Annotated in this window: 13 protein-coding genes; 2 read left to right on the top strand and 11 right to left on the bottom strand. The window is 75.6% G+C overall.

The window, feature by feature from the left end:
- Position 1 precedes the first annotated feature (1 nt).
- The gene (locus AB0469_RS22905; protein ID WP_366453270.1) at positions 2-631 is read left to right on the top strand and encodes a hypothetical protein; all 630 of its coding nucleotides are present in this window, start codon (positions 2-4) and stop codon (positions 629-631) included.
- 93 nt (positions 632-724) lie between these two features.
- Here AB0469_RS22905 and AB0469_RS22900 read toward each other — a convergent pair whose 3' ends face one another.
- The 5 genes from AB0469_RS22900 to AB0469_RS22880 all read right to left on the bottom strand — a co-directional run bounded on the left by AB0469_RS22900 (position 725) and on the right by AB0469_RS22880 (position 6,376).
- Positions 725-1,249: a VOC family protein gene (locus AB0469_RS22900; protein ID WP_366453269.1), complete on the bottom strand. Its 525-nt coding sequence runs from the start codon at positions 1,247-1,249 to the stop codon at positions 725-727.
- Between the two features lie 114 nt (positions 1,250-1,363).
- A complete protein-coding gene (locus AB0469_RS22895) occupies positions 1,364-3,508 on the bottom strand; it encodes a xanthine dehydrogenase family protein molybdopterin-binding subunit (protein ID WP_366453268.1) in 2,145 nt (714 codons plus the stop codon).
- Positions 3,509-3,545: 37 nt separating this feature from the next.
- A complete protein-coding gene (locus AB0469_RS22890) occupies positions 3,546-4,562 on the bottom strand; it encodes a xanthine dehydrogenase family protein subunit M (RefSeq protein WP_366453267.1) in 1,017 nt (338 codons plus the stop codon).
- A complete protein-coding gene (locus AB0469_RS22885) occupies positions 4,559-5,098 on the bottom strand; it encodes a 2Fe-2S iron-sulfur cluster-binding protein (protein ID WP_366453321.1) in 540 nt (179 codons plus the stop codon). The genes AB0469_RS22890 and AB0469_RS22885 overlap by 4 nt, the downstream gene beginning before the upstream one ends.
- Positions 5,099-5,344: 246 nt before the next feature.
- On the bottom strand, positions 5,345-6,376 hold the full coding sequence (locus AB0469_RS22880; protein ID WP_366453266.1) for a helix-turn-helix domain-containing protein: 1,032 nt from the start codon (positions 6,374-6,376) through the stop codon (positions 5,345-5,347).
- Between the two features lie 114 nt (positions 6,377-6,490).
- On the opposite strand from AB0469_RS22880, the gene AB0469_RS22875 reads away from it, so the two are divergent.
- On the top strand, positions 6,491-7,309 hold the full coding sequence (locus AB0469_RS22875; RefSeq protein WP_366453265.1) for a dienelactone hydrolase family protein: 819 nt from the start codon (positions 6,491-6,493) through the stop codon (positions 7,307-7,309).
- 103 nt (positions 7,310-7,412) lie between these two features.
- Here the strand turns inward: AB0469_RS22875 and AB0469_RS22870 are convergent, their stop codons facing one another.
- The 6 genes from AB0469_RS22870 to AB0469_RS22845 all read right to left on the bottom strand — a co-directional run bounded on the left by AB0469_RS22870 (position 7,413) and on the right by AB0469_RS22845 (position 13,481).
- On the bottom strand, positions 7,413-8,855 hold the full coding sequence (locus AB0469_RS22870) for a carotenoid oxygenase family protein (RefSeq protein ID WP_366453264.1): 1,443 nt from the start codon (positions 8,853-8,855) through the stop codon (positions 7,413-7,415).
- A 114-nt stretch (positions 8,856-8,969) separates the two neighbouring features.
- Complete coding sequence (locus tag AB0469_RS22865; RefSeq protein ID WP_366453263.1) at positions 8,970-9,428, bottom strand: GNAT family N-acetyltransferase; 459 nt, start codon at positions 9,426-9,428, stop codon at positions 8,970-8,972.
- 96 nt (positions 9,429-9,524) lie between these two features.
- Complete coding sequence (locus AB0469_RS22860) at positions 9,525-10,397, bottom strand: universal stress protein (protein ID WP_366453262.1); 873 nt, start codon at positions 10,395-10,397, stop codon at positions 9,525-9,527.
- 52 nt (positions 10,398-10,449) lie between these two features.
- The gene (locus tag AB0469_RS22855; protein ID WP_366453261.1) at positions 10,450-11,094 is read right to left on the bottom strand and encodes a CBS domain-containing protein; all 645 of its coding nucleotides are present in this window, start codon (positions 11,092-11,094) and stop codon (positions 10,450-10,452) included.
- Positions 11,095-11,277: 183 nt separating this feature from the next.
- Entirely contained in the window at positions 11,278-12,666 is a 1,389-nt protein-coding gene (locus AB0469_RS22850; RefSeq protein WP_366453260.1) for a nickel-dependent hydrogenase large subunit, read from the bottom strand.
- The gene (locus tag AB0469_RS22845; RefSeq protein WP_366453259.1) at positions 12,663-13,481 is read right to left on the bottom strand and encodes an oxidoreductase; all 819 of its coding nucleotides are present in this window, start codon (positions 13,479-13,481) and stop codon (positions 12,663-12,665) included. Before AB0469_RS22845 ends, AB0469_RS22850 begins: the two co-directional genes overlap by 4 nt.

The following is a 13,481-nucleotide window of genomic DNA, read 5'->3' as shown; positions in this document are numbered from 1 at the left end:
CATGGATCAGAGTGCGCGGGCGCGCGACGAACCGGACCGGCTGGACCGGTCCCTGCGCGCGCAACTGGTTGCGCTCATCACCGAGTTGACCGTGCGCGTGCACCTGCGCCGGCTGACCCTCGACGAGCCGAAGGCGCTCGACGAACGGGGCGAGCCGCTGCGCCACCGCTACGCGACGTGGTACCAGGGCGAGCGCCCGCGGAAGGCCACCGCTGCCGAGACGTCCTCCCGCGCGGTCCTCCTCCTGCGCGCGGCCGGCTGGGACGTCACCGTGTCACAGGAGCACGACGACGGGATCCTGTGGACCGTGGTCGTCGCGCACCGGGACGGCAACGACATCCGCATCCTGACGAGCGAGGACACGCCCGCCGTGTCGTTCCGCGGACGGACGCCGGCGCTGGTACCGGGTCCGCCGCAACCCGTCCGGCAGCCCGAGCCGGAGCCGGAGCCGGTGCGAACGCCGCAGACCCTCACCCCCGGTTACGTCCTCTGCTACGAGTGCGACGGCCTCGGCCTGTGCCCGGATGCGGCGGCCGCGGGTGGCTGGTCCGCCCGTCCGGCCGCCGGGGCCGATGCGCGGAGTGCGCCACGAGGCGGGTCTGCCCCATCTGCCGGAGTGCCGGCCAGTTGAGCACCTCCGGCCTGTCGTCCTACCAGCGCGGCCACTACCCGGAACTGGGCGACACCGACTGAGGAGGCCGGACCGGTCCGGGGCGTCGCGAGGTCAGGGGGCCGGGCGTTGCGGGGCGCTGGACGCTCCGGATTCCCGTCCGCCGAGTTCGGCGTCCAGGGTTTCCTGGGCGATGCGCATCGCCCGCGCGTACTCCGGCCGGGACAGCCGCCGCCAGGCCTCCTCCGGCGCGACGTCCTCGGTCCGGCTCATCACCCACCAGATGGTGCCGAACGGGTCCCGTACCCTCCCTCCCCGGTCGCCCCAGGCACTGTCGGTGACCTCGGTGACGACCGTCGCCCCGTGCGCGACGGCGGCGGCCATGGCGGCGTCCGCGTCGGGGACGTACAGGCGCAGCAGCGCGGGCATCGCGGGCCAGTCGGGCCGGCGGTCGAAGGCCAGGACGACCGTGTCGCCGACGCGGATCTCGCCGTGTCCGATGGTGCCGTCCGCGACGGGCACCCGGGCGAGCTCCTCGCCGCCGAACGCCGCGGTGATGAAGTCGAGCAGCGCGCCCGTGTCGTCGGTGACGACCCACGGCGCGACGCTGGTGTAGCCCTGGGGTGCGGTGTGCTGCATCGCCACGTCCTGTCTGCCGGTTCCTGGTGACGCGACGACACTACGGGCGAAGTAGGTCGGATCCCGTCCTCGTTCCCCCCTCCGCCGCCGGACCGGGCAGCCGCGCCCCCTCCCTCATGCCCCCTCGGCGGGGTCGCCCCCGCCGGCGAGGGCGGCCAGGACCCGGTCGGGGGTCAGGGGCAGCTCGCGCAGGCGGCGGCCGGCCGCCCGGCTCACGGCGTTGCCGATGGCCGCCGCGGCGCCGACGATGCCGATCTCCCCGATGCCCTTGCTGCCCATCGGGTTGAGGTGCTTGTCGTGCTCGTCGATCCAATGGGCCTCGACGGCGGGGACGTCGGCGTTCACCGGCACGTGGTAGGAGGCCAGGTCGCGCTCCGCGAAGTCGCCGAACACCGGGTCGAGGCCGCCGTGTTCGGTCAGCGCCATGCCCAGCCCCATCACCATCCCGCCGATGAACTGGGACCGGGCCGTACGCGGGTTGAGGACGCGTCCCGCGGCGAAGACCCCCAGCAGCCGGCGGACCCGTACCTCCCCGGTGACCGTGTCCGCCTGCACCTCGGCGAAGTGCGCCCCGAACGCGTGGCGCGCGTAGGGGGACTTCTGCTTCGCCGACTGGGTCGTGTCGGCGGACGCGCAGAGCCCCGCGGCGGGCAGCGGGCCGTGGTGCCGGGCCAGCCGGTCGGTCAGGGCGGTGCAGGCGTCGTGCACCGCCCAGCCCCAGGACGCCGTCCCCGTGGAGCCGCCGGCCACGGGGCCGGGGGGCAGCGCGCTGTTGCCGAGGGACAGCGAGACGGCGTCCAGCGGGACCCCGAGCGCGTCGGCGGCGATCTGGGAGAGGACCGTACGGGCTCCGGTGCCGATGTCGGTGGCGTTGACCTCGACGAGGAAGCTCCCGTCGGGGCGGGCGTGGGCCCGGGCGCCCGCCGGGGCGATGTACACCGGGTAGGTGGCGGCGGCCACCCCGCTCGCGACCAGGAACGGCCCTTCCCGCAGGGGCGGCCGGGGGCCGGACCAGCCGAAGCGGCTCGCGCCCTCGCGCAGGCACTCCACGAGGTGCCGGCTGCTGAAGGGGCGGCCGCTGTCGGGCTCGGTGGCCGGGTCGTTGCGGACGCGCAGCTCCACGGGGTCCATGCCGAGGGCGTCGGCCAGCTCGTCCATGGCCGACTCCAGGGCGTACATGCCGGGGGTCTCGCCGGGCGCCCGCATCCAGGAGGGGGTCGGTACGTCGAGCGCGGCGACGCGGTGCGTGGTGCGGCTGTCCCGGACCGCGTACATGACCCGCGCGGGCACGGCGGCCTGCTCGACGAACTCGCGCACCCGCGAGGTGTGCGTGGTGACCTCGTGGCTGAGGGACAGGAGCGTGCCGTCGGCGCGGGCGCCGAGCCGGACCCGGTGCAGGGTGGGAGCCCGGTGGCCGACGGTGGCGGCCATGTGCTGCCGGGGCAGCGCCACGGTGACGGGGCGTCCGCAGTGCCGGGTGGCCATGACGGCGAGGACGACGTGGGGCCGCGGCGTGCCCTTGGAGCCGAATCCGCCGCCCACGTGCTCGGCCAGGACGGTGATCCGGTCCTCGGGCAGCCGGAACAGTCCGGCCAGGACGGCGCGCACCACCGTGGTGCCCTGGCAGGAGTCGTACACGGTGAGGTGGCCGCGTCCGGCGTCCCAGTCCGCGGTGGCGGCGTGCGGCTCCATCGCCTGGTTGTGCAGGGGCGGCACCGCGTAGCGGACGTCGACGCGTACGGGCGCGGAGGCGAACGCCGCGTCCGGGTCCCCCTGTTCGCGGTGCGCGGGGTAGCCGCCGTTGACCTCCTCCGGGGTGTACAGGCCGGGGTGCCCCTCGCGCAGGACGACGTCGTGCGGCTCCTCCGCGTACGTGACGCGCACCGCGTCGGCGGCGGCGCGGGCCCCCTCCAGGGTGTCGGCGACGGCCAGCGCCACGTACCAGCCGCGGTGCGGTACCCGCAGGTCCTGGAGCAGCTGCAGGGTGGGGTCGTCGGACGGGCCCAACCGCGGCGCGTCGTACGGGGTGAGGACGCCCAGTACGCCGGGCAGGGCCAGGGCGGCGGCCGTGTCCACGGCGGTGATCCGGCCGCGGGCGATCGTCGCGGGCACCGGCCAGGCGTAGGCCCGTCGCGGCAGGTGCCGTTCGGCGGCGTACAGCGCGGCGCCGGTCACCTTCTCCCGGCCTTCGCGCCGCGGGACGGGGGTGCCGAGCAGGGACGCGGCGGCGGTGTCGAGGGTGGCGGAGGTGGGGCTCATCGTGGTCCTGTGGTCCTGTCCTGGTCGGTGGCGCCGCTCACGGCGTGGCGGGGGAACCGGGATGCGCACCGGCCAGCGTGGCGATGGTGTCGCAGGCGAGGCCGCGGGCGAGCGGGACCTTGTACGCGTTGTCGCGCAGGGGCTGCGCCCGGGCGAGCTCGGCGTCGACCGCCGCGCGCACGGCGTCCGGGTGCGGCGCGGCCCCGGTCAGCATCGCCTCGGCCGTGGTGGCCCGCCAGGGCCGGTGGGCGAGGCCGCCGAAGGCGAGGGCGATGCGGCGTACGCGGCCGTCGTCGGGGTCGAGGTCGAGGACGACGGCGACCGACGCGAGGGCGAAGGCGTACGAGGCGCGGTCGCGGGCCTTGCGGTAGGAGGAGACGGCGCCGGGAGCCGCGGCGGGCAGCAGCACCGCCGTGACGATCTCTCCGGGGCGGATGACGGTGTCCTGCTCGGGACGGTCGCCGGGCAGCCGGTGGAACTCGGCGGCCGCCACCGTACGCGTGGTGTCCGGTCCGCCGTACAGCTCGACTTCGGCGTCCAGCGCGGCGAGGGCGACGGCCATGTCGGAGGGGTGGGTGGCGATGCAGTGCTCGGAGTGTCCGAGGACCGCGTGGTCGCGGTGGACACCCTCCCGGGCTCCGCAGCCGCTGCCGGGGTCGCGCTTGTTGCACGGCTTGGCGGGGTCCTGGAAGTAGGCGCAGCGGGTGCGCTGGAGCAGGTTGCCGCCGGTGGTGGCCACGTTGCGCAGCTGGCCGGAGGCGCCGGCGAGCAGGGCCTGCCCGAGGAGCGGGTGGCGGGCGCGCACCCGGGGGTCGGCGGCCAGGTCGCTGCCCCGGACCGTGGCACCGATGCGCAGGCCCCCGCCGGGGAGCGCGGTGATCTCGTCCAGGGGGAGCCGGGAGACGTCGATGAGGGCAGTGGGGGTCTCGACGCCGAGTTTCATCAGGTCCACCAGATTGGTGCCGCCGCCGAGGTAGCGGGCACCGGGGTGCGCGGCGTGCGCGTCGGCGGCCTCGCGGAGGCTGGTGGCGCGTACGTAGGCGAAGGGCTTCATGCGATCACGTCCGCGCCGGTCATGGTGGCCGAGGCGTCAGCGGCGGCGTCGGCGACGGCCCGGACGATCGCCGGATAGGCGCCGCAGCGGCACAGGTTGCCGCTGAGCCGTTCCCTGATCTCCTCCGCCGTCAGCGCGGCGGGTCCTGCGGGGGGACCGGAGGCGGTGACGTGCGAGGGGTCGCCGGCGGCGGCTTCGCGCAGGGCGCCGACGGCGGAGCAGAGCTGGCCGGGGGTGCAGTAGCCGCACTGGAAGGCGTCGTGCTCGATGAAGGCGCGCTGGAGCGGGTGGAGGGCGCCGTCGGGCCCGGCGAGGCCCTCCACGGTCGTGACCCCGCAGCCGTCGAGGGTGACGGCGAGCAGCAGACAGCTGTTGGCCCGCCGTCCGTCCACGAGGACGGTGCAGGCCCCGCACTGCCCGTGGTCGCACCCCTTCTTGGCGCCGGTCAGGTCCAGGTGCTCGCGCAGGGCGTCGAGGAGCGTGACGCGGTGGTCCAGGTCGAGCTCGTGGCGGATCCCGTTGACGCGCAGGCTCACGCGCGAGCGGGTGCCGGCGGCGACCGCGCCCTGCGGCGTACCGTGCGCCTGCCCGGGTGGCGGGTCGGATGCGTGGGCCACGAGGGGCTCCCTTGTCGTCCGCTGGGGGAGGTCCGTCCGCCCCCGGCCCAGCCTGACCCCTCCGACGCCCCCACGGGCCCCGCACCCCCGACGCCCTCCCCGGACCTCCCCCGTACGGCCGACGCAATCGCCGCCGGGGACGGCGCCGAAGCGGAAGTGCGACGCCTACCGGGCGGACGCCCCGTCGACGCGACGCCGGCGGAACGCGGTCCGGTAGGCGTGCGGGCGGTGGCCGGTGTGGCGGGCGAAGAGCGAGGCGAAGGTGCCGGGATCCCGGTATCCGACGGCCGCGGCGATCGCGGCGACGGTCCGGTCGGTGGACTCCAGCAGATGGCGGGCGCGGCGGACCCGGGAAGCCTGGAGGTGGACCAGCGGGCTGTGTCCGGTCTCCTCGGCGAAGCGGCGCAGCAGGGTGCGGGTGCTGACCTGGAAGGCGTCCGCGAGGGCGGCGAGGTCGTACCGCTCGGCGAGGTTCTGGTCGAGCCGCCGCATGACCCGCTGGGAGAACTCCCGGCCGGGCTGCGGCAGGAGCCGGGGATCGGCGTACGGGGTCTGGGAGGCCCGCGCGTCGTCGAGGAGTGCGACCCGGGCGGTGGTCCGGGCCACCCGGGCGCCGTGGTGCCGGCGGATCAGGTCCAGCGCGAAGTCGTACATCGCGCTGAAGGCGGCCGTGGTCGTCACGCCCCTGTCGGTGACGACCAGGTGCTGGGGCCGTACGTCGGCTCCGGGGAAGCGCCGGGCCAGTTCCCCGGCGTGCAGCCAGGACGTGGTGGCCCGGCGCCCGTCGAGGAGGCCCGCCCCGGCGAGCAGGAACGCGCCGACGCAGAGGGAGACGACGGCGGTGCCGGCGGCGGCCTGGGCCCGGATCGCCCCGGTCTCCGGGGTGAGCCGGGCGAGCAGGGCGCCGACGTCCGCGCCCGCGGGCAGCTCGAAGCCGGGGACCACGAGGACGTCGACCTCGCGCAGGGGCCGCACGTCCAGGCTCGCGCCGCCCGAGGCCGTCACCCGGCGGCGGGGCGAGACGACCGTGACCCGGTAGCCGGGCGCGGCCGGCCCGGCGACGTGCCCGGCCATCGTCAACAGGTCCGGGACGCCGAACACTTCGGACGCGAAGCAGCCCGGGTACGCGAGGACCCCGACCCGCAGCTCGCCCGGCCCGCCGCCGCCCGCCGCCGGCCGCCCGTCTTCCGCCCCCACCCGTACCCCCTGCCGTCCCGCGCCCCGCCCCCTCCCGGGGGTGTGGCGAGATTACCCCCGGCCCTGGCGATCCCGCCCCTCACCCTGCAGCCGGTCGCGCGTCAGGCTGGCCCCATGACCGAAGACGATCCGATCACCGACTTCACCCGCCGGACCGTTGCCGTGGAGGGGGTGGAGAAGACGGTGTACGTGGCCGGGGCCGGGCCCGCGGTCGTGGTGCTGCCCGAGATGCCGGGCATCAGCCCCGACGTGCTGCGGCTCGCGCGGTGGGTGCGCGACGCGGGCTTCACCGTCCACGTGCCCTCCCTCTTCGGGACGGACGGCGCCTTCCCCACGGTCGAGGGCGGCCGCGAGGTCGTCCGCCGCGCGTGCGTCAGCGCGGAGTTCCGCGCCTTCGCCGGGGGCGGCACCAGTCCGGTGACGCTCTGGCTGCGCGGCCTGGCGCGCCGGGCCCACGCGGAGTGCGGCGGGCCGGGGGTGGGGGCGATCGGCCTGTGCTTCACCGGCAACTTCGCCCTCGCCATGGCCCTGGAGCCGGCCGTGATCGCCCCGGTGGTCAACCATCCGTCGCTGCCGCTCGACGACCCGGGCGGTATCGAACTCGACCCGGCGGACGCCCGCGCGGTGCGCGACCGCCTCCAACGCGACGGACTGACCGTCCTCGCCCACCGCTTCGCGGGCGACCGCTGGTGCACGGGGCAGCGCTTCGCCGCCTACCGGGCCCTGCTCGGCGACGCCTTCGACGGCCGCGTCCTCCCGGACACCGCCGCCAACCCGGCGCCGCCGCCCTTCTTCGCCGACCTGGTCGGCACGCCGCACAGCGTGGTCACGGCCCACCTCGTCGACGAGGCGGGCCACCCCACGATCCGGGCCCGCGACGCGATCCTCACCTTCCTCGGCGACCGCCTGCACCCGCCCCACCCGACGGGGTGACGGGCGACGGTGGGGAACCGCTGCCGCGGATCAGACCGAAGCCGGGGTCGAGGCCGAAGAACCGGAGCGGCACGGCGGGCGCACGGCGGGGTCTGATGGGGGCTCATTCCTGCGCGGGCAGCCAGCAGCCGTGCAGTCCGAGCGGCACGCGGACGGGGATACGCACGCGCGCCACCGGGCCCGAGGCGGGGTCCTCGGCGGGGACGACCAGGAACCAGCTCGACCCGTCGGTGCGGTCGGTGGCGAAGGTCAGCCAGTACCCCCGCTCCTCGGAGCCGGGGGCGTCCGCCGGGCCCGGTCCGGGGGCGAAGACCGGCTCGCCGACCGAGAGGTTCCCGGCCGGCCAGACGCGGGCGACACCCCGCTCGACGTCGAACCAGCGCACGGCGTCGTATTCGCCCGGCAGCAGGTCCACCCGTCCGGTCCCGGTGGCCAGCGCGGCGTACCGGTGGCGCCGGCCGATGCGCCGGTCGTCGACGCGCGGGAACTCCACCCGGGAGTCGTCCAGCAGGGTGCGGGCCATGCTGCCCGCGACCGGGTCGATCCGGGCCCGTACCAGGCCGCCGCCGACCGCGTCGCCGTCCTCCTGCGGTCCGCCCACCGTCAGCCGGCTCCACTGCACGTAGTCGAGGACCACCGGGGCGTCCGCGCCGGGGCCGTCGTCGTACGCGTTCACCGTGTGCCACACCCAGAACGCCTCGTCGGACGCCCAGCGCGGCGGCCCGCCGTCGCGCGGGATGAGCACCACACGGGTGCCCTCCTCGGGACGCCAGGCCAGGAGGGAACCACCCGCCATGGCCGCGTCCAGGTCGAAGAAGGCCGGGGCCAGGACGAGGACGGCGTAGCGGGCGGTCAGCGCCATGTCGTGGATCATCATCGGCCGCTCGACCCCGTCGACGGGGGTGGGCCCGCGGCCGACCGTGCCGGTGCGGTCGATGACGGACCAGGTCAGGTAGGGCGGCTCCAGGCCGTAGCAGAAGACGACCATCTCGCCCGTGACCGGGTCGGTCTTCGGGTGGGCGGTGATGCCCGCGGGCAGCGCCCCGCCGAAGTCCTCGCGGCCCAGTGTCGCCAGTCGGCCGTCGACGCGGAACGGGCAGGCGGACTCGGCGAGGGCCAGCAGCCGGCCGGCGTGCCGGACCACGTTGATGTCGGGCATGTCCCGCAAGGTCCCGGCGAGCTCCGGTCCCACCTGGTCGGCGTCCGGCATGATCATCGATTCCAGGCCGCCCCACAGGGCCCGCCCGGCGCGTTCCTCCGCCACCAGGGCGGGGGTGCGGACGAAGCGGTTGCGGTAGCGGGCCCGGCCGCCGGAGATCCACACGCCGTGCAGCATGCCGTCGCCGTCGACGGGGTACAGGTACGAGCCGATCGGCGTGAAGCGCGGATTGGGGCCGTTGCGCAGGTACACGCCGTCCAGGGCGTCCGGCAGCTCGCCCGTCACCTCCAGGTCCACGACGTCGACCTCCTCGGACACGGGCGCGAAGGCCCCGAGGAGGTGGGGGACGCGGGTGGGGTCGAAGCGGGGTGGCACGTACGCGGTCACGGGACCTCCCGGGGTACGCCGTCCTGCGTCGGCGGCTCGCACGCCACCTTCCAGTGAAACGCGCGCCGGGCGGCCCTGCCAGGCGGCCGCCCGCACCGCGGCGGGGGCCCGGGGTCAGAGGGGGCGGGTCAGGAAGACGCTGAGCGGGTCCGGCCCGTAGTCGGCGAAGGGGGCGCAGGGCTCGAAGCCGAACTTCGCGTACAGGGCACGGGCCGGGGCGAAGAAGTCGGCGGCGCCGGTCTCCAGGCTCAGGCGTGCGTACCCCGTCCTGCGGGCCTCGCCGATGAGGTGGTCGAGGAGGAGGGACGCGACGCCCGCGCGCTGGTGCGTGGACGCGGTGCGCATCGACTTGACCTCGGCGTGGTCGTCCTCCAGCGCTTTGAGGGCGCCGCAGCCGACGATGGTCCCGCCGTCGTCCGTCACCGTCCAGAACGTGACGCCGGGCCGGCGCAGGCCCTCCAGGTCCAGGGCGTGCTTGCTCTCCGGCGGGGTGATGGACCGCATCTCGCGCACGTGCTCGGCCAGGAACGCGGCGATCTCGGGGCCCGACAGGTCGTCGACGGCGATCTTCATCGCCCCAGGCTAGCGATCCCGTCCGGGCGCAGCCGTCTCGGGGTGCCCGGCGGTGGCCGTCGTCGCGTGCCCCACCCCTGCCCGTCCGGACCGGCCTCAGTGATGGGCGACGACGGCCACGGGCGAGACGCTGTGGTGGATCACCGCGTGCGTGGTCGAGCCGACGCGCGCGCCGTGGGGCGGGCGGCGGATCCGGCGGCCGACGACGACCAGACCGGCCTGCGCACCCGCGTCCAGCAGCTTCTGGGCGGCGTGCCCCATCGGGGCCCGGGCGGTCACCGTGACCGCCGGGAACTCCTTCCGCCAGGGCGCCAGGGCGTCCTCCAGGTCTCCTGCCATGGTCTCGTGGAGCTGGGCACGGATGCGGGGATCGTAGGCCGTTCCGGCGCCGAACAGCGGTGTGGGCGTCCAGGCATGGACGACGTGGAGGCCACAGGACCTGCGTGACGCCTCCTCGAACGCGAAGGCGAGCACGGGGGCGCACGGCCGGCTGATGTCGACGCCCACCACCAGATCGCGCCCGGTGTGGCCACCGTTCGGGTGCGCGAGCGCGTCCTCCGCGCTGCGCACCAGCACGACGGGCCGCTCGGTCGAGTGGAGCACGGCGTTCGCGACCGAGCCGACGGCGAAGCCGGCCAGGGTTCCGAGCCCGCGGGATCCCAGGACCAGCAGGTCGGAGCCGGCCGCGTCGGCGGCCAGTGCGGCCGCCGGCGGGCCGCTGACCGTGCCGGTGGTGACGTCGAGTTCCGGGTGGACGCGGCGCAGGGCGGCGGCGGACTCCCGCAGGAGGGCTTCGGCCCACTCGGCCCGTACCGCGCCGGCCGCCTGCGGAACGCTCGGCGCCGGCCGCTCCCCGGCGTGGACGAGGCGCAGCTGCGCGTGGCGCAGCCCGGCCTCCCGGGCGGCCCAGCGGGCGGCAGCGGCGCTTTCGGGTGATCCGTCCAGTCCGACGGTGATGCGGTGGTCCATGGTGACCCCTTCGGAGGGAGCTGTGCCGGACACGCGGGCCCGCTCGCGGGCCTCAGGCGGCGTCGGCCCCCGCCCGCTCCGCGTCGGTGCGCACCTCCACCACTCCCTCGACCGCCCGGATCGCCCGGGCCAGCAGGGGCACCAGGGCACGGTCCCGGACCGGCCCCCGCAGCGTCACGACGCCGTCGAGCACGGTGAACTCGACGTGGGCGGGCAGGGGGAGCTCGCCGAGGACGAGCTGGCGTATCTCCTGCTCGATCTCCTCGTCGGGACGCAGGAACACCTTGAGCAGGTCGCTGCGGCTGACGACGCCTTCGAGCCTGCCGACGTCGTCGACGACCGGCAGTCGCTTGACGGCCCTGCGCGCCATGATGCGCGCGGCCTCGGCGAGCGCGGCGTCCGCCCGGACGGTGACCGCGGGGCTGGACATGAGGTCCTCGGCCAGCACCGCCTCCGCCTTCGCCGCTTCGTCGAACTGTTCGGGGAGCCGAGGGTCGGCGCGGCGGAACTCCTCCTTGGGAAGGAGGTCCGCCTCGGAGACGACGCCCACGACGCGGCCTTCTCCCTCCAGGACGGGCAGGGCACTGACCTTCCACTGGTGCATCAGCTCGACGATCTCCTTGTACGAGGCTTTGCGGCCGATGGCGACCGCGGTGTGCGACATGACGTCGCTGACGGTGTACCGGAAGGCGGGCATCACGGGCTCCTGGGGCGATCGGCCACCGGAAGGGGCAAGGGGGCTGCCCTCGCCGGGGGCGTACAGGTCGTGTCCACGGCCCAGTCTGTTGCACGGTCCGCCGCACCGGGAGGGCCGAGCGGCCCCGGGCGCTGCCCCTTCCGGCCCACGCCCGGAGGCGTCGCGGGTCCCGCGGCCGGGCCGTCAGGCCGGTCCGGCTCCCGGTGTCCGTTCGATGTCCAGGTCGAGGAAGTGGGCGGCGCACGAGATGCAAGGGTCGTGGTTGCGGACCACCCGCTCGCACAGGTGCGTGAGGCCGGCCTCGGTGTCCTCCCCGCGGTCGAGGCCGGCCTGGACGGTCCGGCGCAGGTCCTCCTCGATGGCACCCTGGTTCTGGGCGGTGGGCGGGACGAGGCGGGCATCGGTGACGCGGCCGGAGCCGTCGAGCACGTAGCGGTGGTAGAGCAGCCCCCTCGGCGCCTCCGTGGCTCCGTGCCCGGTGCCGGCGCGGGCCGGTACCTCGACGTACGGGCGCGGCGGGGGCTCGTACGCGTCGATGATGCGGAGCGCCTCCTCGACCGCGTAGAAGGCTTCCACTGCCCGGACGAGGATGCTGCGGTAGGGGTTGCGGCAGGCGGAGCCCCCGCCGGCGTCCGCCGCCCCCGGCGGCTGCGGGGGCACGCCCAGTCCGGCCTCCCGGGCGGCCTCCAGGGCCGTCGGCGAGAGGAGGCGGCCGCTGACGGCCCAGCGGGCGAGGGGGCCGGTGAGGTGGCGGCGGCCGTCGAGGCGCGAGTGGAGGGCCGTGGACCAGGGGACCTGCTCCTCGGCGACGTGCGCGCAGAAGTCCCGCAGGGGGAAGGGGCGCGGTGTGCGCGGATCGTCGTACCTCAGCACGGTGGGGGTGCCGGACTCGATGGCGTAGGTGTCCGCTTCGGCGAGGGCGAACAGGTCGGCGTCGCACTCGGCGTCGGGGAACTCGAAGCCGGCGACCCAGCGCACGGTGTCCCAGGCATCGTCGAGGGCGGTGCGCAGCCGCTCCGCGAGGGGGCGGAGTTCGCAGCGGTCGGGGGTGCGGTGGAAGCCGCCGAGGCGCACGTTGACGGGGTGGATCGCGCGGCCGCCGAGCAGTTCGACGACCGCGTTGCCCGCCTGCTTCAGGCGCAGCCCGCGCTCGACGTGCTCCCGGTGGGTGCGCGACAGCCCGATCACGTCGTCGTGGCCGAGGAAGTCCGGGGCGTGCAGCAGGTGGACGTGCAGGGTCTGGCTCTCGATCCACTCCCCGCAGTACAGCAGGCGTCTCAGGGCGGCCAGTTGCCCGTCGACGTGCACGCCGCACGCGTCCTCGATCGCCCGGCAGGCGCTCATCTGGTAGGCGACGGGGCAGATCCCGCAGACGCGCGAGGTGAGGTCGGGCGGCTCGGTGTGGGTCCGGCCCCGGAGGAAGGCCTCGAAGAAGCGCGGCGGCTCGTAGATCGCCAGGCGCGTCTCGGTGACGGTGGACCCGTGGATCCGCAGGTGGAGGGCGGTCTCGCCCTCGACGCGGGTGAGGGCGGGGACGCGCAGGACCCGGGAGCGGGGGGCCGGCTCGCTCATCCGGCTCCTTCCGGGTCCGTGGTGCCGGGTCCCCGCTCCTCGACCGCCGCGAACGCGGCGGTGTTGAAGGTGTGCAGGAACCTGCCGACGTCCTCCCCGGTCATCCCGTCACGGCGCAGCAGCGGGACGAGTGCCGGGAGGTTGGTGGTGTCGGCGGGTCCGAAGCAGCCGTAGCAGCCCCGTCCGTACGCCGGGCACAGGGCTCCGCAGCCGGCGTGGGTGGCGGGGCCGAGGCAGGGGGTGCCGTGGGCGACGGTGACGCAGACGGCGCCGCGCCGTTTGCAGGCGAAGCACACGCTGTGGTTCGGGATGCCGGGCTTGCGCCCGGCGAGGAAGGCGGTGATCACCTCGACGAGCTGGCCGCGGTCGATGGGGCAGCCGCGCAGTTCGAAGTCGACGGGGACGTGGGCGGAGACGGGTGTCGAGGTGGCGAGGGTGGCGATGTAGTCGGGGCGCGCGTAGACGGTGGAGAGGTACGCGCCGACGTCGGCGTTGTTGCGCAGGGCCTGGACGCCGCCGGCGGTGGCGCAGGCCCCGATGGTGACGAGGTGGCGGGCCTCGGATCGGACGCGCCGGATCCGGTCGATGTGCTCGGGAGTGCTGACCGAGCCCTCGACGAGCACGAGGTCGTAGGGGCCGGGCCCGGCGCCGCTGGAGGCTTCGGCGAAGTGGACCACCTCCAGTTCGGCGGCGAGGCCGAGCAGTTCGTCCTCGCAGTCGAGGAGGGTGAGCTGGCAGCCGTCGCAGGAGGCGAACTTGAAGACGCCGAGACGGGGCCGGGCGGGCGGCGGCGGTGGTGTGTGGGGGGTGGTCAT

The sequence above is a fragment of the Streptomyces sp. NPDC093801 genome (genome assembly GCF_040701585.1).
Lineage (GTDB): Bacteria > Actinomycetota > Actinomycetes > Streptomycetales > Streptomycetaceae > Streptomyces.
This window is presented reverse-complemented; position numbering and strand designations above follow the sequence as displayed.